This window comes from Streptomyces sp. NPDC047886, assembly GCF_043204435.1.
Classification (GTDB): Bacteria; Actinomycetota; Actinomycetes; order Streptomycetales; family Streptomycetaceae; genus Streptomyces.
The window spans coordinates 72935-96147 of sequence record NZ_JBIDCF010000010.1 but is presented as its reverse complement, the minus strand read 5'-3'; the positions used below and the strand labels follow the sequence as shown (position 1 = coordinate 96147).

At 72.4% G+C, this 23213-nt stretch carries 22 protein-coding genes and 1 tRNA gene; 8 read left to right on the top strand and 15 right to left on the bottom strand.

Features of this window, described 5'->3' with window-relative positions:
- Window positions 1–477: a GNAT family N-acetyltransferase gene (locus tag ACGF5U_RS27230; RefSeq protein ID WP_392716831.1), complete on the bottom strand. Its 477-nt coding sequence runs from the start codon at window positions 475–477 to the stop codon at window positions 1–3.
- Window positions 478–774: 297 nt separating this feature from the next.
- Entirely contained in the window at window positions 775–1680 is a 906-nt protein-coding gene (locus ACGF5U_RS27225; RefSeq protein ID WP_392716833.1) for an aminoglycoside phosphotransferase family protein, read from the bottom strand.
- 18 nt (window positions 1681–1698) lie between these two features.
- Between ACGF5U_RS27225 and ACGF5U_RS27220 the strand changes: the two genes are divergently transcribed.
- Window positions 1699–3087: an NAD(P)/FAD-dependent oxidoreductase gene (locus tag ACGF5U_RS27220; RefSeq protein WP_392716835.1), complete on the top strand. Its 1389-nt coding sequence runs from the start codon at window positions 1699–1701 to the stop codon at window positions 3085–3087.
- A 150-nt stretch (window positions 3088–3237) separates the two neighbouring features.
- Here ACGF5U_RS27220 and ACGF5U_RS27215 read toward each other — a convergent pair.
- Window positions 3238–3311 (bottom strand) — tRNA-Thr (locus ACGF5U_RS27215).
- Between the two features lie 188 nt (window positions 3312–3499).
- On the opposite strand from ACGF5U_RS27215, the gene ACGF5U_RS27210 reads away from it, so the two are divergent.
- From ACGF5U_RS27210 to ACGF5U_RS27200, 3 genes are all read left to right on the top strand, one after another.
- Window positions 3500–4636 (top strand): ABC transporter ATP-binding protein, encoded by a 1137-nt coding sequence (locus tag ACGF5U_RS27210; RefSeq protein WP_392716837.1) that lies wholly within the window; start codon window positions 3500–3502, stop codon window positions 4634–4636.
- Between the two features lie 303 nt (window positions 4637–4939).
- On the top strand, window positions 4940–5353 hold the full coding sequence (locus ACGF5U_RS27205; protein ID WP_392716839.1) for a hypothetical protein: 414 nt from the start codon (window positions 4940–4942) through the stop codon (window positions 5351–5353).
- Window positions 5354–5393: 40 nt separating this feature from the next.
- Window positions 5394–6182, top strand: a complete 789-nt coding sequence (locus ACGF5U_RS27200; RefSeq protein WP_392716841.1) for an NDP-sugar synthase — start codon at window positions 5394–5396, stop codon at window positions 6180–6182.
- A gap of 164 nt (window positions 6183–6346) precedes the next feature.
- On the opposite strand, the gene ACGF5U_RS27195 is transcribed toward ACGF5U_RS27200, so the two are convergent.
- The 6 genes from ACGF5U_RS27195 to ACGF5U_RS27170 form a co-directional block, all read right to left on the bottom strand.
- On the bottom strand, window positions 6347–7882 hold the full coding sequence (locus ACGF5U_RS27195) for a DoxX family membrane protein (RefSeq protein WP_392818922.1): 1536 nt from the start codon (window positions 7880–7882) through the stop codon (window positions 6347–6349).
- Window positions 7883–8061: 179 nt separating this feature from the next.
- Window positions 8062–9012, bottom strand: a complete 951-nt coding sequence (gene rlmB / locus ACGF5U_RS27190; RefSeq protein ID WP_392716845.1) for a 23S rRNA (guanosine(2251)-2'-O)-methyltransferase RlmB — start codon at window positions 9010–9012, stop codon at window positions 8062–8064.
- Between the two features lie 196 nt (window positions 9013–9208).
- Window positions 9209–10609, bottom strand: a complete 1401-nt coding sequence (gene cysS, locus ACGF5U_RS27185) for a cysteine--tRNA ligase (protein ID WP_392716847.1) — start codon at window positions 10607–10609, stop codon at window positions 9209–9211.
- A 110-nt stretch (window positions 10610–10719) separates the two neighbouring features.
- A complete protein-coding gene (gene ispF, locus ACGF5U_RS27180; RefSeq protein WP_392716849.1) occupies window positions 10720–11247 on the bottom strand; it encodes a 2-C-methyl-D-erythritol 2,4-cyclodiphosphate synthase in 528 nt (175 codons plus the stop codon).
- A complete protein-coding gene (gene ispD, locus ACGF5U_RS27175) occupies window positions 11237–11974 on the bottom strand; it encodes a 2-C-methyl-D-erythritol 4-phosphate cytidylyltransferase (protein WP_392716851.1) in 738 nt (245 codons plus the stop codon). The genes ispF and ispD overlap by 11 nt, the downstream gene beginning before the upstream one ends.
- Before the next feature lie 472 nt (window positions 11975–12446).
- The gene (locus tag ACGF5U_RS27170) at window positions 12447–12929 is read right to left on the bottom strand and encodes a CarD family transcriptional regulator (RefSeq protein WP_003953493.1); all 483 of its coding nucleotides are present in this window, start codon (window positions 12927–12929) and stop codon (window positions 12447–12449) included.
- Between the two features lie 768 nt (window positions 12930–13697).
- Between ACGF5U_RS27170 and ACGF5U_RS27165 the strand changes: the two genes are divergently transcribed.
- The gene (locus tag ACGF5U_RS27165; protein WP_392716853.1) at window positions 13698–14375 is read left to right on the top strand and encodes a DUF461 domain-containing protein; all 678 of its coding nucleotides are present in this window, start codon (window positions 13698–13700) and stop codon (window positions 14373–14375) included.
- Window positions 14376–14709: 334 nt separating this feature from the next.
- Here ACGF5U_RS27165 and ACGF5U_RS27160 read toward each other — a convergent pair whose 3' ends face one another.
- Window positions 14710–15390 (bottom strand): response regulator, encoded by a 681-nt coding sequence (locus ACGF5U_RS27160; RefSeq protein ID WP_392716855.1) that lies wholly within the window; start codon window positions 15388–15390, stop codon window positions 14710–14712.
- The gene (locus tag ACGF5U_RS27155) at window positions 15387–16676 is read right to left on the bottom strand and encodes a sensor histidine kinase (protein WP_392716857.1); all 1290 of its coding nucleotides are present in this window, start codon (window positions 16674–16676) and stop codon (window positions 15387–15389) included. The genes ACGF5U_RS27160 and ACGF5U_RS27155 overlap by 4 nt, the downstream gene beginning before the upstream one ends.
- A 200-nt stretch (window positions 16677–16876) precedes the next feature.
- Here ACGF5U_RS27155 and phoU point away from each other — a divergent pair, with 200 nt between their 5' ends.
- Entirely contained in the window at window positions 16877–17557 is a 681-nt protein-coding gene (gene phoU, locus ACGF5U_RS27150) for a phosphate signaling complex protein PhoU (protein ID WP_392716859.1), read from the top strand.
- Window positions 17558–17691: 134 nt separating this feature from the next.
- Window positions 17692–17844, top strand: coding sequence for a hypothetical protein (locus tag ACGF5U_RS27145; protein ID WP_392716861.1), 153 nt, complete (start codon window positions 17692–17694; stop codon window positions 17842–17844).
- Window positions 17845–17944: 100 nt separating this feature from the next.
- Here ACGF5U_RS27145 and ACGF5U_RS27140 read toward each other — a convergent pair whose 3' ends face one another.
- Both ACGF5U_RS27140 and ACGF5U_RS27135 read right to left on the bottom strand, forming a co-directional pair.
- Window positions 17945–18649, bottom strand: a complete 705-nt coding sequence (locus tag ACGF5U_RS27140) for a histone deacetylase (protein WP_392716959.1) — start codon at window positions 18647–18649, stop codon at window positions 17945–17947.
- A 227-nt stretch (window positions 18650–18876) separates the two neighbouring features.
- Window positions 18877–19638 (bottom strand): phosphoglyceromutase, encoded by a 762-nt coding sequence (locus ACGF5U_RS27135; protein WP_392716863.1) that lies wholly within the window; start codon window positions 19636–19638, stop codon window positions 18877–18879.
- A 128-nt stretch (window positions 19639–19766) separates the two neighbouring features.
- On the opposite strand from ACGF5U_RS27135, the gene ACGF5U_RS27130 reads away from it, so the two are divergent.
- Window positions 19767–21140: an MDR family MFS transporter gene (locus tag ACGF5U_RS27130; protein WP_392716961.1), complete on the top strand. Its 1374-nt coding sequence runs from the start codon at window positions 19767–19769 to the stop codon at window positions 21138–21140.
- Window positions 21141–21210: 70 nt separating this feature from the next.
- Here the strand turns inward: ACGF5U_RS27130 and ACGF5U_RS27125 are convergent, their stop codons facing one another.
- The gene (locus tag ACGF5U_RS27125; protein WP_392716865.1) at window positions 21211–21699 is read right to left on the bottom strand and encodes a YbjN domain-containing protein; all 489 of its coding nucleotides are present in this window, start codon (window positions 21697–21699) and stop codon (window positions 21211–21213) included.
- Window positions 21692–23050: a D-inositol-3-phosphate glycosyltransferase gene (gene mshA / locus ACGF5U_RS27120; RefSeq protein ID WP_392716867.1), complete on the bottom strand. Its 1359-nt coding sequence runs from the start codon at window positions 23048–23050 to the stop codon at window positions 21692–21694. Before mshA ends, ACGF5U_RS27125 begins: the two co-directional genes overlap by 8 nt.
- Window positions 23051–23213: the final 163 nt, after the last annotated feature.

Here is a 23213-nt window from a genome sequence, read left to right as displayed (position 1 = left end):
CTACCCTCCCGTCCCCAGCCTGTGGAGAGCGTCGTCCGTCAGCCGGTTCACGGTCCACTCGTCCATTGACACAGCTCCGAGCGACTTGTAGAACTCGCGGGCAGGCAAATTCCAGTCCAGGACGGACCACTCGAGCCGCTCGTACCCGCGCTCCACGCAGATCCGGGCGAGCTCCCGCAGCAGCGCCTTGCCGTGGCCCCCGCCGCGCGCCTCGGGGCGGACGTACAGGTCCTCCAGGTAGATGCCGTGGACGCCGCGCCACGTGGAGAAGTTGAGGAACCAGAGCGCGAAGCCGACGGCTTCGCCGCTCTCGTCCTCGGCGATGTGCGCGTACGCGGCGGGCCGCTCGCCGAACAGCGCCTCCCGCAGGTGCTCCTCGGTCGCGCGCACCTCGTCGAGCGCCTTCTCGTACTCGGCGAGGTCGCGGACCATGGCGTGGATGACGGGGACGTCGGCAGGCGTGGCAGTACGAATCATGAGCGCAGCCTGCCTGGTCGCACCCCCTGCGCGCCACCGCGATCCGCCCCCGCCCCGCCCCCGTCACGCTCACGCGCGCCCCCACCCCCGTCACGGCACGCTCACGCGCGCCCACCCCCACCCGCACCCCCGTCACGCCAACCCGCGACACCGCCCGCACGCCACGGCACCGCCCGCACGTCACCACACCGCCCGCACGCCACGGCACCGCCCGCGCGCCACCACACCGCCCGCGCGCCACGGCACCGCCCGCGCGCCACCACACCGCCCGCACGCCACGGCACGGCACCGCCCGTGTCACCGGGCCAGCAGGATCCGGCCCACGCGCGCTCGCTCGCCGTTCAGCGTCGTCTCGCCGTCCTCCACGTCCCACAGGGCGTCCTGCAGGACCCGCCCCAGGGTCCAGGCGCGGGCGCGCTCGCGGTCCACGGCCAGCACCTCGGTCATCAGGTCGAAGCGCCACAGCACCTCGTCCGCGTCGAACCGGTTGAACAGCGCGGGCAGCAGCTCGAACCCGGGGTCGCCCGCCAACGGCTTCGGGTCGATCGCGAGCCACGGCTCGCGCCCCGCGGCCAGCACGTTGTCGTAGTGCAGGTCCCAGTGGAGCAGCCGGTCCCCGGGCTCGTCCGCGACCTCCCGTACGGCGGCGGCGCAGTCGCGCAGCAGCCGCCGGTCGTCCTCGCGCGTGAGCTCGGCGACGGCGTCGTCCACGTCCGCCAGCATGTCGGCCGCGATCTCGCCCAGGCCGCGCATCCCGGTGGGCGCCGCCACCGCGACCAGCCGGGCCAGCAGTTCCGCGAGGAGCCGCGTGGCCTCCCGGACGTCGTCGACGGCGGACAGGTGCCGCCCCTCGTCGAGCCGTTCCAGGAGCAGCGTCCCGGTCGCGGCGTCCTCCGCGAGCAGCCGTACGGCTCCGGCGCCGTTCCACGCCCGCAGCGCGGCGGCCTCGCCCTCCGTCTCCTCGTCCGACAACCGCAGCTTCAGGGCGGCGGGCAGACCGTCGGAGCCGCGCACCACGGGGAACACAAGCGACGCCATCCCGTACATCGCGGGCCCCGACCGCCGCAGCCCCCACTCCTCCAGCAGCCGCGCCGCACGCCCCGGCAGGGCGGCGACGAACTCCCGCCCCTCGTCGCCCCAGTTCTCGACCGCGCGCACCGCGAATTCATCCGGAACCTGGATCTCCACCCGCACCCCACCCATCGAGTAACGTCCCCCGCCATGGACACGATCAACGGCGGCATCTCGTTCTGGTACGCGGCGGATGGCATCCCCGCGCCCCGGGAGCCCCTCCCGGGCGACACGACGGCCGACGTCTGCATCGTAGGCGGCGGTTACACGGGGCTGTGGACGGCGTACTACCTGAAGAAGGCCGTGCCCTTCCTCGACATCACCGTCCTGGAGGCGAGGTTCTGCGGTTACGGCGCCTCCGGCCGCAACGGCGGCTGGCTCTACAACGGCATCGCCGGCCGCGACCGGTACGCCGAGCGGCACGGCCACGACGCCGCCGTACGCCTCCAGCAGGCCATGAACCACACCGTCGCCGAGGTCGTCGAGGTCGCGGCCGCCGAGGGCATCGACGCCGACATCCACCGGGGCGGCGTCCTCGAAGTGGCCCGCACACCGGCCCAGTTGGCCAGGCTGAAGGCGTTCCACGCGGTCGACGTCGCCTTCGGCGAGAAGGACCGCCGGATGTACGGCGCCCGCGAGACCGCGGAACGCCTCCGTGTGTCCGGCGCGGTCGCGTCCTCCTGGACCCCGCACGGCGCCCGCCTGCACCCGGCGAAACTCGTCAAGGGCCTGGCCGGCACCGTGGCGGCGCTCGGCGTCACGATCCACGAGAACACCCCCGTCACGGAGATCAGGCCCAAGCACGCCGCCACCCCGTACGGCACGGTCCGCGCGCCCTACGTCCTGCGCTGCACCGAGGGCTTCACCGCGGCGCTGAAGGGGCATCGCCGCAGCTGGCTCCCGATGAACTCCTCCATGATCGTCACCGATCCGCTCCCCGCGTCCCTCTGGGCGGAGCTCGGCTGGCAGGGCCGCGAGACCCTCGGCGACATGGCCCACGCGTACATGTACGCGCAGCGGACCGCCGACGACCGCATCGCCATCGGCGGCCGGGGCGTCCCGTACCGCTACGGCTCCCGGACCGACAACGACGGCCGCACCCAGCCCGCCACCGTCGACGCGCTCCGCGACCTCCTCGTCCGCTTCTTCCCGGCGCTCGCGGGCACCGGCATCGCCCACGCCTGGTCCGGCGTCCTCGGCGTGCCCCGCGACTGGTGCGCCACGGTCGCCCTGGACCGCTCCACCGGCCTCGGCTGGGCGGGCGGATACGTCGGCTCAGGCGTCGCCACCGCCAACCTCGCCGCCCGCACGCTGCGCGATCTGATCCAGCAGGACTCCGGCCAGTCAGGCCCCACGGACCTGACGACCCTGCCGTGGGTGAACCACAAGGTCCGGGGCTGGGAGCCCGAACCCCTGCGCTGGCTCGGCGTCCAGGCCCTGTACGCCGCCTACCGCGCCGCCGACCGCCGGGAAGCCGCCACCCACACGGCCACGACGTCCCGCCTGGCACGCCTCGCCGACCGCGTCTCCGGCCGCTGACCCGGCCCGCCACCCCTGCCCGCGCCCAAGGCGAAAAGCCCCTGCCCCCGCCCCGCTCGGAAGCACACCCCGGCGCCTCCAGCACACCCCAGCACACCCCGCACACGCGAAAGGCCCCCCACCGCGAACGGTCGGGGGCCTTCGCCCTTGAGCCCCCTGTCGGGTTCGAACCGACGACCCCCGCTTTACAAGAGCGGTGCTCTGGCCAGCTGAGCTAAGGAGGCAGCCGGGCCAGTGTAACCGGAGGGGTGCACGGCCCGGTCGAAAATTTCGCCGACCTCGAACTACTGACAGAACGGGCGGCGGCCAGGTAGCGTCACCAGGAGTTCACTCACGTGGACTAGACCTGAACACTCCATTCCTTTACTCGGATCGTCCGGCACGTTCCTGCCGGTGAAGGGACCGCATCACCATGGCTTCTGTCACGTTCGACAAGGCGACCCGGCTGTACCCGGGTGCCACCAAGCCCGCCGTCGACCAGCTCGAGATCGAGATCGAGGACGGCGAGTTCCTCGTCCTCGTCGGCCCGTCCGGCTGCGGCAAGTCCACCTCGCTGCGCATGCTCGCCGGCCTGGAGGACGTCAACGGCGGCGCGATCCGCATCGGTGACCGTGACGTCACGCACCTGCCGCCGAAGGACCGGGACATCGCCATGGTGTTCCAGAACTACGCGCTGTACCCGCACATGACCGTCGCCGACAACATGGGCTTCGCGCTCAAGATCGCCGGCGTGAACAAGGCGGAGATCCGGAAGAAGGTCGAGGAGGCCGCCAAGATCCTCGACCTGACCGAGTACCTGGACCGCAAGCCGAAGGCCCTCTCCGGCGGTCAGCGCCAGCGCGTCGCCATGGGCCGCGCCATCGTGCGTGAGCCGCAGGTCTTCCTCATGGACGAGCCGCTGTCGAACCTCGACGCCAAGCTCCGCGTCTCCACGCGTACGCAGATCGCCTCGCTCCAGCGCCGCCTCGGCATCACCACGGTGTACGTCACGCACGACCAGGTCGAGGCGCTGACGATGGGCGACCGGGTCGCGGTACTCAAGGACGGTCTGCTCCAGCAGGTCGACAGCCCGCGCAACATGTACGACCGCCCGGCCAACCTCTTCGTCGCCGGCTTCATCGGCTCGCCCGCCATGAATCTGGTCGAGGTCCCGATCACCGACGGCGGCGTCAAGTTCGGCAACAGCGTCGTCCCGGTCTCCCGCGAGGCCCTGGCGTCGGCCGCCGACAAGGGCGACACCACCGTCACCGTCGGTGTCCGCCCCGAGCACTTCGACGTGGTCGAGCTCGGCGGCGCCGCCGCGCAGACCCTCTCGAAGGGCTCCGCCGACGCCCCGGCCGGCCTGGCCGTCTCCGTCAACGTCGTCGAGGAGCTCGGCGCCGACGGATACGTGTACGGCTCCGCCCACGTCGGCGGCGAGGTCAAGGACCTGGTGGTCCGGGTCGGCGGCCGCGCCATCCCGGAGAAGGGCTCCGAGCTGCACGTCGTCCCGCGCCCGGACGAGATCCACGTCTTCTCCACCACCACCGGCGAGCGCCTCAGCGACTGACGCGCCGCCCACCGCCCCAACGGTCGTGACCGGCCCCGCACTTCGGTGCGGGGCCGTTCTCGTGGCCGCTCCCGCCGGCACCCCCGCCACCACTCCGCCGCCGCCCCGCCACCGCCCCGTCGGCGCTCCGCCACCACCCCGTCGCCCTCCCCGTACGCGATCATGGGTGTCGACAAATACCCCGGCAGACCCGTCATTTCGGTTGCCGTTCGTCAACACGCGCCGCGAAAAGGAGCAGAGAAACCTCCCTCGTGAGGGTGACTAAATGTCTCCAAATCTTCACTGAGCGCTACGCTCGCCTCCGTGACCCACACAGCACGCCGCATCGGCCGTACTCTCGCTCTCGTCCTGCCCGTCGTCCTGGTGCTCTCCGGAACTCTCGCGGTCACCAGCGTCCCGTGGGCGGGAACCGCATCCGGCACCCAGATGATCACCGCGTCCGCGGAGAACGTCTCGGTCCCGGCCAAGCCCCGCGCCCCGCAGGACATCCTCCGCGAGAAGCTCCTCACCGAGCTCCGGGAGCAGTCGCCGTCCGTCGCACTCACCAGCCTCCAGCGCGCGGTCGAGGAACGCCCGTCCCTCGCCAAGCACTGCATGCCGATCGCCCGGGAGCTCGGCCGCGAGGCCGTACGCGTCTACGGCCCGACGCGCGCCCAGGCGTACTCCCGGCCCGTCTGCGACACGTCCTTCGCCTCCGGCGTCGCCCACGCGAGCTGAGGCCCGTCATGGCTGCCGGGGTACGCCTATCGTGCCCGGTATGCACACCACACCGACGCAGGCCGTGGTCCTGGCGGGCGGCCAGGGCTCGCGACTGCGCCCGTACACCGACGACCGCCCCAAGCCGATGGTCGAGATCCCGGGCACCGGGACCCCGATCATCGGCCATCAGCTTTCCTGGCTCGCCGCCGAGGGCGTGACCCACGCCGTCGTCTCCTGCGGCCATCTCGCGGACGTCCTCCAGCAGTGGCTGGCGACCGCCGACCTGCCCCTGCACGTCGCCACCGTGGTCGAGGACGAACCCCTGGGCAGGGGCGGCGGCCTCAAGTACGCGGCGGCCCGGCTGCGACACCCCGACGAGCCCTGGTACGCCACCAACGGCGACATCTGGACCCGGTTCTCGCTGCGGGAGATGGCCGCGTTCCACACCGAGCGGGACGCCGTCGCCACGCTCGCCCTCGCCCGCCCGCGCATCCCGTGGGGCGCCGTCGAGACGGACGCCTTCGGGCACATCACCGACTTCATCGAGTCGCCGCCGTCCCCGTATCTGATCAACGCGGGCGTGTACGTCTTCTCCGCCGCCTTCACCGGGCTCCTGCCGGACCGCGGCGACCATGAGCGCACCACCTTCCCGCGCCTCGCGCGCGAGCGCCGCCTCGCCGGCTACCCCCTCCCCCAGGGCGCGTACTGGCGGGCCATCGACACGGCGAAGGACCTCACCGAGGCCGCCAGGGAACTGGCCGCCCACCTTCCCCCGACGCCCCCGGACCCGGCACGGCGCCCCACGGAGCCCCTGGAAGCCGCACAGCGCCCCGTGAACGGCCTCTGACGCCCCAGGGCTTCAGGAAGGCCGTCAGGGCCGCCCCGCCCCGCCCTCGGCAGCCACGGGCGCGCGGGCGCGCCCACGGGGCAGGGCGGGCACGCGAGAGGAGCGGGCACGCGAGAGGGGCGGCCACCGTCGATCCGGTGACCGCCCCTCCTCGTGCGTACCGCTCAGCCCAGCAGGCCGCCGAGCGGGTTGCGGTTGCCGCCGCTGCCGGAGCTGTCGTCGTCCGAGCCGCCGCCCGAACCCGTGTCGTCGCCACCGCCACCGCCGCCGGCCCCGCTCGACGAGGGACCCGAGCTGGTCGACGGCGGGGGCTCCGGCTGCGACTGCCGGGGCGGCTCCTGGCCGACGCCCTGCGTGGACGTGGGCCGCTGCTCCTGGACCCGGCCGGTCTCGCGCACCGGCTCGGACGACGAGGACCTCTCGGCGGACGGGCTCGCGGACGTGGACGCCGACTCCGACGGCCTGGGCTCCCGGGACGTCGCACGGGACGGGGAGCGCTCGCCCGGCTCCTGCGGGAGGGGCTGGCCCGGCAGGTGGTTGGTCGGGTCGTCGTTCGGACCGGGCACGGTGATCAGGTCCGTGGACCGTACGGCGCCGCCGAGGACGGAGCCCACCAGCAGCGTCAGGCCCACCACGACCGACGCGACGATCACACCGCGCCGCAGCACCCGGCGCCGCAGCTGCCACAGCTCCGAACGGGGCCCGAGCGTGCGCCACGCCTCGCCCATGAGCCGCCCGTCGATGGAGTAGACGGGCGCACCGGCGATGATCAGCGGCGACCAGGCGGCCAGGTAGATGATGTCCGGCGCGTCGTACACCGGGACGGCCCGCCAGCTGACGGTCAGCAGCAGCGCCGCCGACAGCAGCGCGCCGAACACGGCGGCGACCCGCTGCCACAGTCCGAGGACCGTGAGGACCCCGACGACGACCTGGGCGAAGGCCACCGTCAGACCCGCGCCCACCGGGTGGGAGAGGGCGAAGTCCCGCAGCGGTTCGGCGAGCGGCCACGGGTCGAGCGACGTCAGCCACTTGACCATGGAGCCGCGCTCGCCGCCGTCGAAGTAGACGGGGTCGCAGAGCTTGCCCATGCCGGCGTAGATGGAGATGAAGCCGAGGAACACGCGCAGCGGCAGCAGCACCACGCCGAGGTTCATACGGCGTCCGGGGTAGTACGCGTGCCGCTGGACGGCCCCGCCGGATCCGGTGTCGTCGCCGTCGCCGGCGTGGGCGGCCCGGCCCTCGTACGCGTCGTGGCCGTCGGGCCCGTACCCGGACGGCTCCTGGTCGTCGTAGGCGCCCTCGGCGCGCCGCATCGGCGGCAGCAGCGGGGCGGTCCCGGTGCCGCGCGGGCCGCGCTGACCACCGACGACGGGCGTCGGCATGGTGTCGTCGGAGAGGTCGACGCGCGGGATGACCTGCGTGGAGCCCGCGTCGTGCGCGTGGTCGCGGGAGTCGCCGAGCGTGTCGACGGCCGCGGAGTCCCGTACGGCTTGGAGCAGTCCCGTCGCGCCGGGGTCGCCGGGCGAGGACTTGCCGCTCCACACGACGGGCGCCCGCCGTCGCCCGCCCGCCGCCGCTCCGCTCATGACGGGGACGCGGGTGGTGTCGGCGAACCGGGGCTTCTGAACCGGGGCGAGCTGCACCCGGAAGCTGGCGTGGTTCACGATGACCTGCGCGGGATCGCAATCCACCTTGACCATCGTCAGCGCAGGCTGATCGTCGAACCCGGGCCGGGGCGTTCTGGTGTCCACACTCATCTAACCGAGTGACGCGGGATTAGGACACTGCCTTGACGCAGGGGAAATGTCCGAGACCCGTCAAGATCATGACGGGTCCCGGTACCTCTCGGGGCGCACGCGCGACGGCGCGGCGGCGCGGCTCAGGCGCGGCGGCGCGCCGCCTCGTACAGCACGATGCCCGCGGCGACGCCCGCGTTCAGCGACTCGGCGCCGCCCGGCATGGGGATGCTGACCCGGAAGTCGCAGGTCTCGCCGACCAGCCGCGACAGGCCCTTGCCCTCGCTGCCCACGACGATGACGACGGGGCCCTCCAGCGCGTCCAGCTCGCCGACCTCGACGTCACCGTCGGCGGCCAGCCCGACGACGGTGATGCCCGCCTTCTGGTACGCCTCCAGGGCGCGGGTCAGATTGGTCGCGCGGGCCACCGGGGTGCGGGCGGCCGTACCGGCGGACGTCTTCCACGCGCCGGCCGTCATCCCGGCGGCGCGGCGCTCCGGGACGACGACGCCGTGCCCGCCGAACGCCGACACGGAGCGGACGACCGCGCCGAGGTTACGCGGGTCGGTGACCCCGTCGAGGGCGACGATCAGCGGGTCCTCGCCGTCGTCGAAGGCGGCCGCGGCCAGGTCCTCGGGGTGCGCGTACTCGTACGGCGGGACCTGGAGGACGAGGCCCTGGTGGTTGAGGCCGTTCGTCATCCGGTCCAGCTCGGGGCGCGGGGCCTCCATCAGGTGGATGCCGCCGCGCTCGGCGGCGAGCTGGAGCGCCTCGCGCACCCGCTCGTCGTTGTCGATGAACTGCTGGACGTACAGCGTGGTCGCCGGCACGCCGTCGCGCAGCGCCTCGAAGACGGGGTTGCGGCCCACGACCATCTCGGACGAACCCTTGCCGCCGCGCCGGGCGACGGGGCGGCGCTGGACGCGCTTCGCCTGGGCGTTGGCCATGCGGTTCTTCTTGTGCCCCTTGCGCGCGGACGCGGGCGGCGTGGGCCCCTTGCCCTCCAGGCCACGGCGTCGCTGGCCACCGCTGCCGATCGTCGCGCCCTTCTTGTTGCTGGTGCGGCGGTTCCTGCGCTGGCTGTTCCCGGCCATGACCTACCTGTTTCCGTCTGTTTCCGTGACATGCGTGAGTCGTGCGACGCGTGCGGGCGCGTGCGCGGCTGCCGCGTACGCGTGTGCGTATGTCGTACGTACGCCTTGCGTGTCTTGCGTGTCTTGCGTGTCTTGCGTGTCTTTGTATGTAAGAAGTGTGCCGCCCGGCCGGGCCGGGCGGCACATCAAGAGTGCGTCAGCGGGCGCCGAGCGTCCAGCGAGGTCCGTCGGGGCTGTCCTCGATGACGAGGCCCGACTGCCCGAGCTGGTCCCGGATGGCGTCCGCCGTCGCCCAGTCCTTGCGGCCCCTGGCGGCCTCCCGCTGGTCGAGGACCAGGCGTACGAGGGAGTCCACGACACCGTGCAGGTCCTGGCTCCGGTCCGCCTCGCCCGCCCAGTGCGGATCCAGCGGGTCCAGACCGAGGACGCCGAGCATGGCCCGGACCTCGGCGAGCCGCGCGACGGCGGCGTCCTTGTCGTCGGCGGCCAGCGCGCTGTTGCCCTGCCTGACCGTGGTGTGGACGATCGCCAGGGCCTGCGGCACGCCCAGGTCGTCGTCCATGGCCTCGGCGAACGCCGCCGGGACCTCGTCGGCGGGCTCGACGGTACGGCCCGCCTTCTCGACGACGCGCTGGATGAAGCCCTCGATCCGGGAGAACGCGGCGTCCGCCTCGCGCAGGGCCTCCTCGCTGTACTCGATCATCGACCGGTAATGCGGGGTGCCGAGGTAGTAGCGCAGGACGATCGGCCGCCACTGCTTGACCATCTCGGAGACCAGGACGGAGTTGCCGAGCGACTTCGACATCTTCTCGCCGCTCATGGTGACCCAGGCGTTGTGCACCCAGTACATGGCGAAGTCGTCGCCGTACGCCTTCGCCTGCGCGATCTCGTTCTCGTGGTGCGGGAAGACCAGGTCGAGGCCGCCGCCGTGGATGTCGAACGCCTCGCCCAGGTACTTGTGGGCCATCGCCGAGCACTCCAGGTGCCAGCCGGGCCGGCCACGGCCCCAGGGCGTTTCCCAGGACGGCTCGCCGGGCTTGGCGGCCTTCCACATGGCGAAGTCACGCGGGTCGCGCTTGCCGGTCTCGCCCTCGCCGGACGGCTGCCGCAGATCGTCCAGGTCCTGCCGGGACAGCTCCAGGTAGCCGGGGTAGGACCGCACGTCGAAGTAGACGTTGCCGTCCGCCTCGTAGGCGTGCCCGCGCTCGATGAGGCCCCGCATCATCTCGACCATCTCGGTGACGTGGCCGGTGGCACGCGGCTCGTACGTGGGCGGCAGGCAGCCGAGGGCGGCGTAGCCGTCGTTGAAGGCGCGCTCGTTCTCGTACCCGATCGACCACCAGGGCCGGCCCTGGTCGGCGGCCTTGGCGATGATCTTGTCGTCGATGTCGGTGACGTTGCGGACGAACGTGACGTCATAGCCGCGGTACGCGAACCAGCGGCGCATGATGTCGAAGTTCAGCCCGGACCTGATGTGCCCGATGTGCGGGGCGGCCTGCACGGTGGCACCACACAGGTAGATCGAGACACAGCCCGGCTTGAGCGGGGAGAAGTCGCGGATCTGCCGGGCGCTGGTGTCGTACAGCCGAATAGTCACGCCTCCAGAGTAGTGGGCCCACGCCAGTGCCCCGTGCGGATATCCGCGCCGGGCGCCACGCCCGGCGCGGGCCGCAGGGAGGCGTGCGAGAGGTATGCGGGAGGTACGGGTCACACGGCCGGGACCACCAGCGCCGTGGCGATCGCGGCGAGCCCCTCGGCCCGGCCCGTGAGACCGAGCCCGTCGGTCGTCGTCCCGGACACCGACACGGGCGCCCCGGCCGCCGCGCTGAGCGCCTTCTGCGCCTCGTCGCGCCGCTTGCCCACCTTCGGGCGTACGCCGACGACCTGTACGGCGATGTTGCCGATCTCGAACCCCTCGGCCCGTACGATCCGGGCCGCCTCCGCGAGGAGGGTCACCCCCGACGCGCCGGACCACTCGGGCCTGCCGGTGCCGAAGTGCGCCCCGAGGTCCCCGACGCCGGCGGCGGAGAACAGCGCGTCGCAGGCGGCATGGGCGACGACGTCACCGTCGGAGTGCCCGGCGAGCCCGTACTCCTCGTCCTCCCAGAGCAGGCCCGCGCACCACAGCTCGCGGCCCTTCTCGAAGGCGTGCACGTCCGTGCCGATCCCGATCCGGGGCAGCACCACGGGGGCGGGGGCGGACGTGGTGGCGGGGGCGGGGGTCTCAGAAGCCATCGTTGGCCCTCCTGCGGGCGAGGACCGCCTCGGCGAGGACGAGGTCCAGCGGACGGGTCACCTTGAACGCCTCCTCGTGGCCGGGCACCGCCACGACCTGGAGGCCCAGCTGCTCGACCATGCCGGCGTCGTCGGTGACGTTCTCGGTGACCTCCCGGTGCGCGCGCTCCAGGGTGTCGCGGTCGAAGCCCTGCGGCGTCTGCACGGCGCGCAGCCTGGACCGTACAGGGGTGGCCACGACCGGCTCGGGGCGGCCGTCGGTGCGCGGCTCGACCTCCTTGACGGTGTCGGCGAGGGGCAGCGCGGGCACGACGGCCGGCGCCCCGTCCCGTACGGCCTCGATGACGGCGTCCACGGTGTCCACGGGCACCAGCGGGCGGGCGGCGTCGTGCACCAGCACGGTGGTGATCGTCTCGGGCAGCGCGTCCAGACCGAGCCGTACGGATTCCTGACGGCTGGCCCCGCCCGCGACGACGAGGATGTCCGTCCGCTCGGGCAGCGAGTACTCGTCGACGAGGGCCTTGACCTCGCCGACGCCGTCCGGTGGCGCGACCACGACGACCAGGGAGACGGCGCGGGACGCGGCCATGGCCCGCACCGCGTGGATGAGCATGGGCGTGCCGTTCAGCGCGCGGAGCGCCTTGGGGGCGCCCGGGCCGAGGCGTACGCCACGGCCGGCCGCGGGGATCACCGCGGCGGTGCGGGCAGCACGTGCTTCGTCTGTCATCGGTTGCACTCCGGCAGGTTTGTTGACTCGGCCGACATGGGTATGGCCTGGGGGTACCCCCTGCTGAGGCTAGGGGGAGTGCCGGGCGCGGCGCCTTGACCTGACCCTTCCGTGACCCCTTGGTCGAGCGAGCTGCGCGGCTGCCCGGACCCGGACGTACATCCGGGGGCGGACGGCGTCTCGGCGTCATCCGACTCGTCGTCCGACGGGTGCCGCTCGGCCCGGCGCCGACCGGTTCGGGTGTCGGTCGGTTCGGGTATCGGTCGGTTCGGGTATCGGTCGAAGGATCCGACGAACATGCCGCAGCGCCCGGCGGCGAGGCTGTGATCACAAATGATCACACAGCACGCCAGCGGGCACCGCGGCATTGATTCATCTCAGACCGACAGGCCTTCAGGCCCTTGCGACCCCTCCGGCCCCTGCGGCCCTTGAGGCACAGCCCCGCCGGGACTCACCGGGGCTCCCCTGGGCTTCAGGACGCGAGGACCTCGTCCAGCAGGGCCTCGGCCTTGTCCTCGTTGGTGTTCTCGGCGAGCGCGAGCTCGCTCACCAGGATCTGACGCGCCTTCGCGAGCATGCGCTTCTCTCCGGCGGAGAGACCGCGCTCACGCTCACGGCGCCACAGGTCACGTACCACTTCGGCGACCTTGATGACATCGCCGGAGGCGAGCTTCTCGAGATTTGCCTTGTAGCGACGGGACCAGTTCGTCGGCTCCTCGGCGTATGGTGCGCGCAGCACCTCGAAGACCCGGTCCAGTCCGTCCTGACCGACCACATCGCGTACGCCGACGAACTCCGCATTGTCCGCTGGCACACGAACCGTCAAGTCGCCCTGGGCGACCTTGAGCACCAAGTAGGTCTTGTCCACGCCTTTGATCTGGCGAGTTTCGATGGCCTCGATCAGCGCGGCCCCGTGATGGGGATAGACCACGGTGTCGCCAACCTTGAACGTCATGTGACAGGTACCCCTTCCGTGGCTATCCAGGGTAACACGAGAACGGCTTCTTCTGAATGGCGTTTTCGCAGGTCAGGGCATATCTCGGGGCTTGACAACAGCAACACGAACGTGCTGCGGAGCCCTTCCGGAAGGGGGTATTCGCAGGTCGGAGCGGCTACACGGGCACCCTGAAACAGCCCCGTCACACGGGGTCGAAGACCCCCCGAAGAGGGGGAACGTCCCGTTTTGTCGGGTTCCAGGCAGTCTACTTCCCGTACTCCGTTCGGATGTCGCTCACCCGCACGGACGGCAGTGCGCCGGATTCCTGAAATTGATCACGGTGGCTTTTCGGTAAGGAATGCGTGGCGCGTGCGGAATTGATCAAGGCGGTTATGTGAACGCGGAACGACCCGGAAGATCGGCGGAAGATCCCGGACACGCCCGTCGGTGTGTCGGTCGGGGTGTGCGCGGGGGCCCGTCGGAGTGCCGACCGGGATGTGCGTGGGGGTGCCGGTCGGGGCGTGCGTCGGGGTGTCGACCCGGATGTGCGCGAGGGTGCCGGCCGGTGGGCGCCGGGGGCGTGCGTCGGGGTGTCCGTCTGGAGCGGTGATGCCGTCACCCGGTGGTCGGCGTTCCTCACGGGGCGGGTCGGGTGCGGGACGGGGAGTAGGGGTCGGTAACCTGAGCCCGCTGGCCGACCCGGGCCCGGCCCGCACGGCCGGCACGGGAGCGCCGGCACCTTTCGTCGTCCGTGCCTGTCCGTACGTCCTAGGAGTTGCCGCCGCCGTGAGCCGCAGCCTTCGACGCGGCGCCCTCGCCGCCGCCGCCATCGTGATCTCGATCGCCTCGCTCTCCGCCTGCGGTGCGGGCAACGACGCCGAGACACTCGCCATCAGGCCGGACAACGCCGCCGTGACCGTCGGCACCATCAAGGTGCAGAACGCCGTGGTGATCACGCAGCCCGAGGCGGGAGCCGAGGGCCCGGCGACCGTGTCGGCCACGATCTTCAACGACGGCGCCAAGGACGAGACCCTGGAGGCCATCACCCTCCCGGGATCCGACGCTCCCGTGAAGCTCTCCCCGGCGACGGGCTCCGGCCCGATCACCGTGCCGGCCGGCGGCTCCGTCATCCTCGGCGGCGAGGGCAACGCCTCGGCCGTCATCGAGAAGGGCCACGAGGCCGCGCAGAACGGCAACGCCCGCGAGGTCGTGTTCCAGCTCAGCGAGACCGGCGACGTGAAGCTCAAGGCGTTCGTCGTCCCGGCCACCAGCTACTACAAGGGCTTCGGCCCGTCCGAGGCGGCCAAGCCGACGGACGCCCAGTCCCCGGCGCCCGCGGACTCCCCCGCCGCCACGCCGACGGGTACGCCCACCGGCACCGCGACCGCCCCGGCGGCCGGTTCGGAGGCCTCGTCCAGCCCGTCCGACGCCGCGTCGGCGTCGCACGCCGGCGACAGCCACTGACCCCACCGTCACGCCCGAGGGCGCCCCACCGGTCGTTCCCGGTAGGGCGCCCTCGGGCGTAGCGACGGGCATCGAAAGCCACCCGGCCACCCCCCAGCCGCCCGGCTCCCCCAGCCGCCCGGCAGCGGGCGGGCCCGCGCGGCTGCGCGGCCTACGGCTCGAACTTGTAGCCCAGGCCCCGGACCGTCACCAGGTAGCGCGGCACGCCCGCGTCGGGTTCGACCCCTCCCCACGGGCGCCCTCGCACCGCTCCGCGGGCAGCGGGACGCCGTACCGGACACCGTCCGGCTCCCCCAGCCGCCCGGCAGCGGGCGGGCCCGCGCGGCTGCGCGGCCTACGGCTCGAACTTGTAGCCCAGGCCCCGGACCGTCACCAGATAGCGCGGCGCGCCCGGGTCGGGTTCGATCTTGGCGCGCAGGCGCTTGACGTGGACGTCCAGTGTCTTGGTGTCACCGACGTAGTCCGCGCCCCAGACCCGGTCGATGAGCTGCATCCGGGTCAGTACCCGGCCGGCGTTGCGCAGCAGCATCTCCAGGAGGTCGAACTCCTTCAGCGGGAGGTCCACCTTGCCGCCCGCGACCGTCACGACGTGGCGGTCCACGTCCATCCGGACCGGTCCGGCCTCCAGGGCGGCGGGGGCGACCTCCTCCGGCTCGCCGCGGCGGCGCAGCACCGCGCGGATGCGGGCGACGAGCTCGCGCGACGAGAAGGGCTTGGTGACGTAGTCGTCCGCCCCTATCTCCAGGCCGACGACCTTGTCGATCTCGCTGTCCTTCGCGGTGACCATGATGACCGGGACGTTCGAGCGGTTGCGCAGCTGGCGGCAGACCTCCGTGCCGGGCAGCCCCGGCAGCATCAGGTCGAGCAGGACCAGGTCGGCGCCGTTGCGTTCGAACTCGTCCAGCCCCTCGGGCCCGGTGGTCGCGACGGCGACCTCGAAGCCCTCTTTGCGGAGCATGTAGGAAAGGGCGTCGCTGAAGGATTCCTCATCCTCGACGACGAGCACTCGGGTCACGGAAGGACCTCCGGGGCAGAGAGCGGTTCAGTGGTGTTCGCGCGTTCGGTGATGACTGCGGTGCCGGAAGAGCGGTCGCGTCCGGCACCGGACTCCGGCAGTCGGAGGGTGAACGTGGAGCCCTGGCCTTCGGTGCTCCACACCGTGACCTCCCCGCCGTGCGAGGCGGCCACGTGTTTGACGATGGCGAGGCCCAGTCCCGTACCGCCGGTGGCACGGGAGCGGGCGGGGTCGACGCGGTAGAAGCGCTCGAAGATGCGCTCCTTGTCCTTGTCCGGGATGCCGATGCCCTGGTCGGTGACGGCTATCTCGATCAGATCGCCGCCGGGAGCGGACACGCGGCGGGCGGCGATACCGACGCGTGTATGAGCCGGAGAGTAGTTGACTGCGTTCTCGACGAGGTTGCCGAGGGCGGCGGCGAGCTGGCCGCGGTGGCCCCAGACATGGAGTTCCGCGGTGCCCGCCCTCCCCCCACCGGCGCCGTCGGCGGAGAGCCCCGCGGGCCCGCCGCCGATGCTGGCGGCCATGGTGATGTTCTTGGTGGTCGCCGTGTGCCGGGAGCGGTCGATGGCTTCGGCGACGAGTTCGTCCACCCGGACGGGCTCCGCGTCGTCCAGCGGATCGTCGTTCTGGACCCGGGACAGGTCGATGAGCTCCTGTACGAGGTTGGTGAGCCGGGTCGCCTCGACCTGCATCCGGCCGGCGAAGCGGGTGACCGCCTCCGGGTCGTCGGACGCGTCCATGACCGCCTCGGAGAGGAGGGAGAGCGCGCCGACGGGGGTCTTGAGCTCATGGCTGACGTTGGCGACGAAGTCACGCCGTACCGCCTCGATACGGCGGGCCTCGGTGAGGTCCTCGACCAGCAGGAGCACCAGTCGGGAGCCGAGCGGGGCGACACGCGCGGACACGGCGAGGGCCTCGCCCCGGCCGGTGCCACGGCGCGGCAGGTCCAGTTCCACCTGCCGTATCTCGCCGTCACGCCGGGTGTCGCGGGCCATGTGGAGCATCGGCTCTATGGCCAGCTTGCCGCCCCTGACCAGCCCGAGCGCGTACGCGGCGGAGCTGGCCTTGACGACGGAGTCGCTCTCGTCGAGGACGACGGCGGATGAGCGGAGCACGGACAGGACGGTGTCGACCCCGGGCGGCAGTACGGCGTCCGTGTGCAGCGACGACCGTGTCGGTCTCGCCTGCTCGCGTTCGCTCCAGCGGAACGCCAGCATGGCGATGACACCGGTGAGCAACCCGGCGATCGCTGCCGCTGCGGCGACCGCCGCGTTCACGTCCATGCATCCAGGTTATGCGGGGTGTCGGACAGTCTCCCAGCCATCCGAGTGGCTGCTCGAACAGTCGTCGCTCAGAGTTCACCGAGGGGATAGTGACGGTTCACTTGTGAGGGAGGCCCCCGACTTGTCGCCCACGAAACGTGGGAGCGTGGGGGTCCGAGAAGCCCCACCCGGACCCCGGTCGTAGTGAGAGAGGGACATCCATGCGGGACGCGTACCACGAGGAACTTGACTCGATCGGCGAGGGCCTGGTCGAGATGGCCCGGCTGGTCGGGTCGGCGATCGGGCGCGCCACGACGGCGATGCTCGACGCGGATCTGAAGCTGGCGGAGGCCGTGATCGCGGCCGACCAGAAGGTCGACGACCTCCAGCACGACCTGGAGGCCCGCGCCATAGCCCTGCTGGCCCGGCAGCAGCCGGTGGCGACGGACCTGCGGATCGTCGTGACGTCGCTGCGCATGAGCGCCGACCTGGAGCGTTCGGGCGACCTGGCGCAGCACGTGGCCAAGCTCGCCCGGCTGCGGTTCCCGGACCGTGCGGTGCCGCGCGACCTGCACGCCACCATCCTGGAGATGGGCCAGCTGGCGCAGCGCCTGATGGCGAAGGCGGCCGAGGTCATCATCACCAAGGACGTCGACCTGGCGCTCCAGCTGGAGCAGGACGACGACGAGATGGACCTGCTGCACCGGACGCTGTTCCAGCACCTGATGGACGACCGCTGGAAGCACGGCATCGAGACGGCCGTCGACGTGACCCTGCTGGGCCGCTACTACGAGCGGTTCGCGGACCACGCCGTGTCGGTCGCGAAGCGTGTCGTGTACCTGGTCACCGGTGAGCACGCCGACGAGCTCCAGCAGGCCGAGGCCCCGGTCGAGGGCGCGTAGCCCCCGGCGGGCGGCGAGCCGGAGGGCGCGTCGGCGCGATGGGCGCATCCGTGCGCCGTTGATGCGCCCTGTCCGGTGGGCATGCAATGGGAGAGACGACGTGCGCCTCGACGTACGCCCCTGAGGAGGAACCCATGGCAGATTCCCCCACCACCGACCAGCCCCGGCAGGACTCATCCGTCGAAGTGGTGCACCTGCCCGTGCTCGGCGCCTGCGGCTGCGGCTCGGGCTGCGGATGCGGATGCCAGTCGGGCGCGCCCTGCCAGTGCGGCGGCTGCTGCGGCTAGGTGTGCCTAGGGGCCGGACCTCACCGACGCGCGGCCCGTGAGCGGAGGGCCCTGCCCGTGCAGCGGCCGGGCAGGGCCCTTCACCATGCCGTGAGCGGCGTCAGCCCATCAGCTCCATGACGGTTCCCGGGGTCCAGTGGCCGGCCGCGCCCGGACAGCCGGAGAGGTACGCGGCGACGGTGTCCGCGTCCCAGGTGCCCGCCGACAGCAGGCCGCGCGACAGGTACCGCACGTAGGCGGCGGACGGCGCGTTGAGGGTCACGGCCTCCATGGCCCACGGCGCCGTGAACGTGAGCACCGGGAGGCCGTCGAGCGCGCCAGGGCACACCAGCGTCTCGTACCGCCCCCCACCCAGCACGGCCCGCCCGTCCCGTACGGCGTCGCCCAGGTCGCGGTCGGGATCGGGGCCGTGGCCGGGCGGCCGGTACATCTCCTGCGCCGCGATGTCGCAGAACTGCTCGCCGGTGACGAGGTGCGCCCGCGCCAGCACCGGGGCACCGCGACCGCCGCGACCGCCACCACCGCCGCCGTCGTACGCCGGGTCGTAGAAGGCCCGGCCCCCGGTCCACACGGGGGACTCCGTGGCGAAGTACACGGCTCCCGGCACCTCCAGTGCGACGCTCGCCACCGGCGGCCCCGGGTCCCGGCACCCCTGGTACGTCCGCGAGGCGCCCGAAGGCCGACCGCCCGCGAGGTAGGCGGCCAGCCGGTCGGGATGCGTGTTCGAGCCGTACGCGAGATACCAGACGAGCCCCGTGGCGGCATCCCCCGTGGCGGCGTCGGCACCACCGCCCGCCGGCTCGATCCGGCGCGGCTCCGTCGACGACCCGACCGGCGTCCACCGTGCGAAACCTATGATCACCACCGCCTGTCCGACGACGCCGGGACTTCTCCCGCGCATACCCACCGTAGCCAGGCCACGGCCGCGACAGCTGTAGCGGCCGTGGGCCCAGGGCGCGCCCCCTGAACGGCGACGAGCCCCCTGCCGCGCCGCGGTGGCGGCGGGCGGGGGGCTCGATCAGGTCTGGCCGACTACTTCTTCTTGCCCTGGTTCTTCACGGCCTCGATGGCCGCCTTCGCCGCCTCCGGGTCCAGGTACGTACCGCCCGGCGTGACCGGCTTGAAGTCGGCGTCGAGCTCGTAGACCAGCGGGATGCCGGTGGGGATGTTCAGGCCCGCGATGTCGGCGTCGGAGATGCCGTCCAGGTGCTTGACCAGCGCGCGCAGGCTGTTGCCGTGGGCGGCGACCAGGACCGTGCGGCCGGCGAGCAGGTCCGGGACGATGCCGTCGTACCAGTACGGCAGCATGCGGACGACGACGTCCTTCAGGCACTCGGTGCGCGGGCGCAGCTCCGGCGGGATCGTGGCGTACCGGGCGTCGTGGGCCTGCGAGAACTCGCTGTCGTCGGCGATGACCGGCGGCGGGGTGTCGTACGAACGGCGCCACAGCATGAACTGCTCCTCGCCGAACTCGGCGAGCGTCTGCGCCTTGTCCTTGCCCTGCAGGGCGCCGTAGTGGCGCTCGTTCAGCCGCCAGGAGCGGTGGACCGGGACCCACAGCCGGTCGGCCGCCTCCAGGGCGAGCTGCGCGGTGCGGATCGCGCGCTTCTGGAGCGAGGTGTGGAGGACATCGGGGAGCAGACCGGCGTCCTTGAGCAGCTCACCGCCGCGGACCGCCTCCTTCTCGCCCTTCTCGGTGAGGTTGACGTCCACCCAGCCGGTGAACAGGTTCTTCGCGTTCCACTCGCTCTCGCCGTGGCGGAGGAGGATCAGCTTGTACGGTGCGTCGGCCATGCGTACGAGATTAATGGACGCCGCGACGGTTGACGGCTCCCGTCAATTCGGTGGCTGCCCGGACCAGCGGGCTTGTAAGTTCCGGTTACCGCATCGGCCGCTTACGGGGAGCTCGCGTGTCCACTCGTGTGTCCATAGCCTCGCTCAGACGATCAGCACGACAAACCGTTTCGGGACTTCCGGGCGGATTCTGGTGGCTTTGGACCTCGACGCTGGTGAATCGCACCGGGGCCTTCGTCCTCACTTTTCTTTCGCTGTATTTGACCCAGGAACTGGGTCACTCGGCCTGGTACGCGGGCCTCGTCATCGCCCTGCACGGTCTCGGCGGCATCGCGGGGTCGCCGCTGGGCGGGATGCTCAGCGACCGGTGGGGCCGTCGCCCGACCATGGTCACCGGGCATCTCGCGGCGGCCGTCTGCGCGGCCATGCTCGCCGTGGTGACCAGTGCCTGGGCCATCGCCGTGGTCGTCCTGCTGATGGGCGTGGCGATGCAGTCGGTGCGGCCCGCGATCGGCGCGACCATCGCCGACCTGGTCCCGGACCACGACCGGCGGCGCGCGTACGCGCTGAACTACTGGGCCCTCAACCTGGGCTTCGCGATCGCCGCGCTCGGTGGCGGCGCCGCCGCGTTCCTCGGCTACCGGACACTGTTCGTGGCCGAGGCGGTCGCGACGACGCTCTGCGCGCTGATCGTCTTCCTGCGGCTCGGCGAGACCCGGCCCGACCCCGCCACCGGTTCCGGTCCGGGATCCGGCGTCGGCGGCGCGGCGGGACCGGACACCGAGGCGCGCGTCTCCATGCTGGACGTCCTGCGCGACGCGCCGTTCCGGACGCTGGTGCTGCTCAACCTGCTCGTCTGCTTCGTCTTCACCGCCCCCTGGGTGGGCCTGCCGCTGACCATGGCGTCCAAGGGCCTGGCGGCCGACTCGTACGGCATGGTCATCGCGGTCAACGGCGTGGTGATCGTCGGCTTCCAGCTGCTGGTCAACAAGGTCACCGAGAAGCGTTCGCCGGCCGCGCTGCTGACCGTGTCGTCGCTGCTGTTCGCCGTCGGCACGGGCGCCACCGCGCTCGTCGGCACGCCGCTGATGTTCGCGGCGACGGTGGTGGTGTGGACGATCGGCGAGATGGTGCACGTCCCGACGAACGCCGCCGCGACCGCACGGCTCGCCCCGGCCCACGCGCGCGGCCGCTACCAGGGCGTGATGGGCATGTCCTGGTCGGTCGCGGGCTTCGTCGCGCCGATCACGGCCGGCTGGGTCGTGGACGGCCCCGGCCCCGCCGCGCTGTGGGTGGGCTGCGCGGTGGTCGGCGCGGTGGCGTCGGCCGGGTACGCGCTGCTCCTGCGGCGCGCCCTCGCGGAGGGCGACGACAGGAGCGCGGATGGCGCCGACAGGGGCGCCAAGAGTGGCGACAGGAGCGCGGAGGCCCCGTGCGGGCCGGCCGCCACGGAGGGCACCAGCACCGGCACCGGCGCCACGGAGGTGAAGGTCGGCGCGTAAGGGCGCGCCGGGCCTCGTACAGGTTCTGGGGGCGTACGGACACGGGGGTGCCGTACGCCCCCAGTCGTGCCTACCGTGACGGCTGGGTCAGGTGGCTGAACGCCTCGAGGTTGCGCGTGGACTCGCCACGGGCGACCCGCCACTCGTACTCCTTGCGGATCGCCGACGCGAAACCCAGCTCCAGCAGCGTGTTGAACGCCCCGTCCGCCGCCTCGAGGACCGACCCCAGCAGCCGGTCCAGCTCATCGGACGTGACCGAGGAGAGCGGCAGCTTGCCGGTCAGGTAGATGTCGCCGAGGCCGTCGATCGCGTAACCCACCCCGTACAGCCGGAGGTTGCGCTCCAGCAGCCAGCGGTGCACGCCCGCCTCGTTCTCGTCCGGGTGACGGATCACGAAGGCGTTGAGGGAGAGGGAGTGGTTGCCCAGCCGCAGCGACACCGTCGTGGACAGCTTGCGGGTGCCCGGCAGCGTGACGACGTACGAGCCGGGCTCCGGGGATTCCCAGGACAGTCCGGCGTCCTGGAGTGCGGACTCGATGATCTGCCGTGCGTCAGCCATGGTGCGAGCGTACGCGACGGCGGTGGTCGCGCATCCGGTGCTCGTGCATGGCGGCCGTGTAGACGTCCGAGGTCGCGGAGGCCGCCGTGTCCCAGCCGAAGGAGCGCGCGTGACGAGCGGCCGCTTCGCCCATCCGGGTGACAAGGGTGGGATCCTGGGCGAAGCGGTGCAGGGCGGTCGCGTAGTCCGCCGGGTCGTGGCCGTCGACGAGCAGCCCGGTCGCCCCGTCCCGTACGGCCACCGGCAGACCGCCCACGGCCGCCGCGACGACCGGCGTGCCGACCGCCTGCGCCTCCACGGCGACCAGCCCGAAGGACTCGCTGTACGAGGGCATGACCAGCACCGACGCGGCACGGAACCAGTCCGCGAGCCGCTCCTGCGCCACCGGCGGGTGGAAGCGCACGACATCGAGGATGCCGAGGCGGGCGGCCAGCTTCTGCAGGCCCTCCGGCTTGGCGAGGCCGCTGCCGCTCGGCCCGCCGACGACCGGGACGACCATCCGGGAGCGCAGCGACGGGTCCTGCTGGAGGAGGTGGGCGGCGGCGCGCAGCAGCACGTCGGGGGCCTTCAGGGGCTGGATGCGGCCGGCGAACACGGGGATGAACGCGTCCCGCGGCAGCCCGAGCCGCGCGCGTGCGGCGGCCCGGCCGTCGGCGGGGCGGAACCGGTCCAGGTTCACGCCCGGGTGGACGACGGCGACCTTCGCCGGGTCGGCGTCGTAGAACCGTACGAGCTCCTCGGCCTCGCCCTCGGTGTTGGCGATGAGCCGGTCCGAGGCCCGGACGATCTGCGTCTCGCCGATGACACGGGCGGCGGGCTCGGGGGTGTCGCCGTCGGCGAGCGCGGCGTTCTTCACCTTGGCCATGGTGTGCATGGCGTGCACGAGCGGCGCGCCCCACCGCTCGGCGGCGAGCCAGCCGACGTGGCCGGAGAGCCAGTAGTGGGAGTGCACGAGGTCGTAGTAGCCCGGCCGGTGGCCCGCCCACGCCTGCATGACACCGTGCGTGAACGCGCACAGCTGGGCCGGCAGGTCCTCCTTGGCGAGCCCCTCGTACGGCCCCGCGTCCACGTGCCGTACGAGCACGCCGGGCGCGAGCTCCACGGACGGCGGCAGTCCGCCGGAGGTGGCGCGCGTGAAGATCTCGACCTCGATGTTGATCGCGGCGAGCCGTCTGGCCAGCTCGACGATGTAGACGTTCATGCCGCCCGCGTCACCCGTGCCCGGCTGGTGCAGGGGTGAGGTGTGCACGCTCAGCATGGCGATACGTCGGGGCCCACGCGGCCGGCCGGGCAGCCGCAACCGGGGCGGCGCCGCCAGGGCACCGGCGAACCGGGACACGTGGTGGCTCACGTCGGCGGTCCTTCCGCTCTGGGGCAACGATCAGGTCCGGGACGCCGCGATCACGTCCGGGACCTCACACGAACGGAGGCCGCACGCGCTCTCCGGCACGCCGATCCTCCGTGGCCCCCAACAGCGCGGCCGCCGATTTCATTCCGCTTCCCCGCGGGGAACG

Coding starts and splice junctions, on each gene's coding strand:
- ACGF5U_RS27230 (WP_392716831.1), bottom strand. CDS start 477: ATGATTCGTACTGCCACGCCTGCCGACGTCCCCGTCATCCACGCCATG.
- ACGF5U_RS27225 (WP_392716833.1), bottom strand. CDS start 1,680: ATGGGTGGGGTGCGGGTGGAGATCCAGGTTCCGGATGAATTCGCGGTG.
- ACGF5U_RS27220 (WP_392716835.1), top strand. CDS start 1,699: ATGGACACGATCAACGGCGGCATCTCGTTCTGGTACGCGGCGGATGGC.
- ACGF5U_RS27210 (WP_392716837.1), top strand. CDS start 3,500: ATGGCTTCTGTCACGTTCGACAAGGCGACCCGGCTGTACCCGGGTGCC.
- ACGF5U_RS27200 (WP_392716841.1), top strand. CDS start 5,394: ATGCACACCACACCGACGCAGGCCGTGGTCCTGGCGGGCGGCCAGGGC.
- ACGF5U_RS27195 (WP_392818922.1), bottom strand. CDS start 7,882: ATGGTCAAGGTGGATTGCGATCCCGCGCAGGTCATCGTGAACCACGCC.
- rlmB (WP_392716845.1), bottom strand. CDS start 9,012: ATGGCCGGGAACAGCCAGCGCAGGAACCGCCGCACCAGCAACAAGAAG.
- ispF (WP_392716849.1), bottom strand. CDS start 11,247: ATGGCTTCTGAGACCCCCGCCCCCGCCACCACGTCCGCCCCCGCCCCC.
- ispD (WP_392716851.1), bottom strand. CDS start 11,974: ATGACAGACGAAGCACGTGCTGCCCGCACCGCCGCGGTGATCCCCGCG.
- ACGF5U_RS27170 (WP_003953493.1), bottom strand. CDS start 12,929: ATGACGTTCAAGGTTGGCGACACCGTGGTCTATCCCCATCACGGGGCC.
- ACGF5U_RS27155 (WP_392716857.1), bottom strand. CDS start 16,676: ATGGACGTGAACGCGGCGGTCGCCGCAGCGGCAGCGATCGCCGGGTTG.
- phoU (WP_392716859.1), top strand. CDS start 16,877: ATGCGGGACGCGTACCACGAGGAACTTGACTCGATCGGCGAGGGCCTG.
- ACGF5U_RS27145 (WP_392716861.1), top strand. CDS start 17,692: ATGGCAGATTCCCCCACCACCGACCAGCCCCGGCAGGACTCATCCGTC.
- ACGF5U_RS27135 (WP_392716863.1), bottom strand. CDS start 19,638: ATGGCCGACGCACCGTACAAGCTGATCCTCCTCCGCCACGGCGAGAGC.
- ACGF5U_RS27125 (WP_392716865.1), bottom strand. CDS start 21,699: ATGGCTGACGCACGGCAGATCATCGAGTCCGCACTCCAGGACGCCGGA.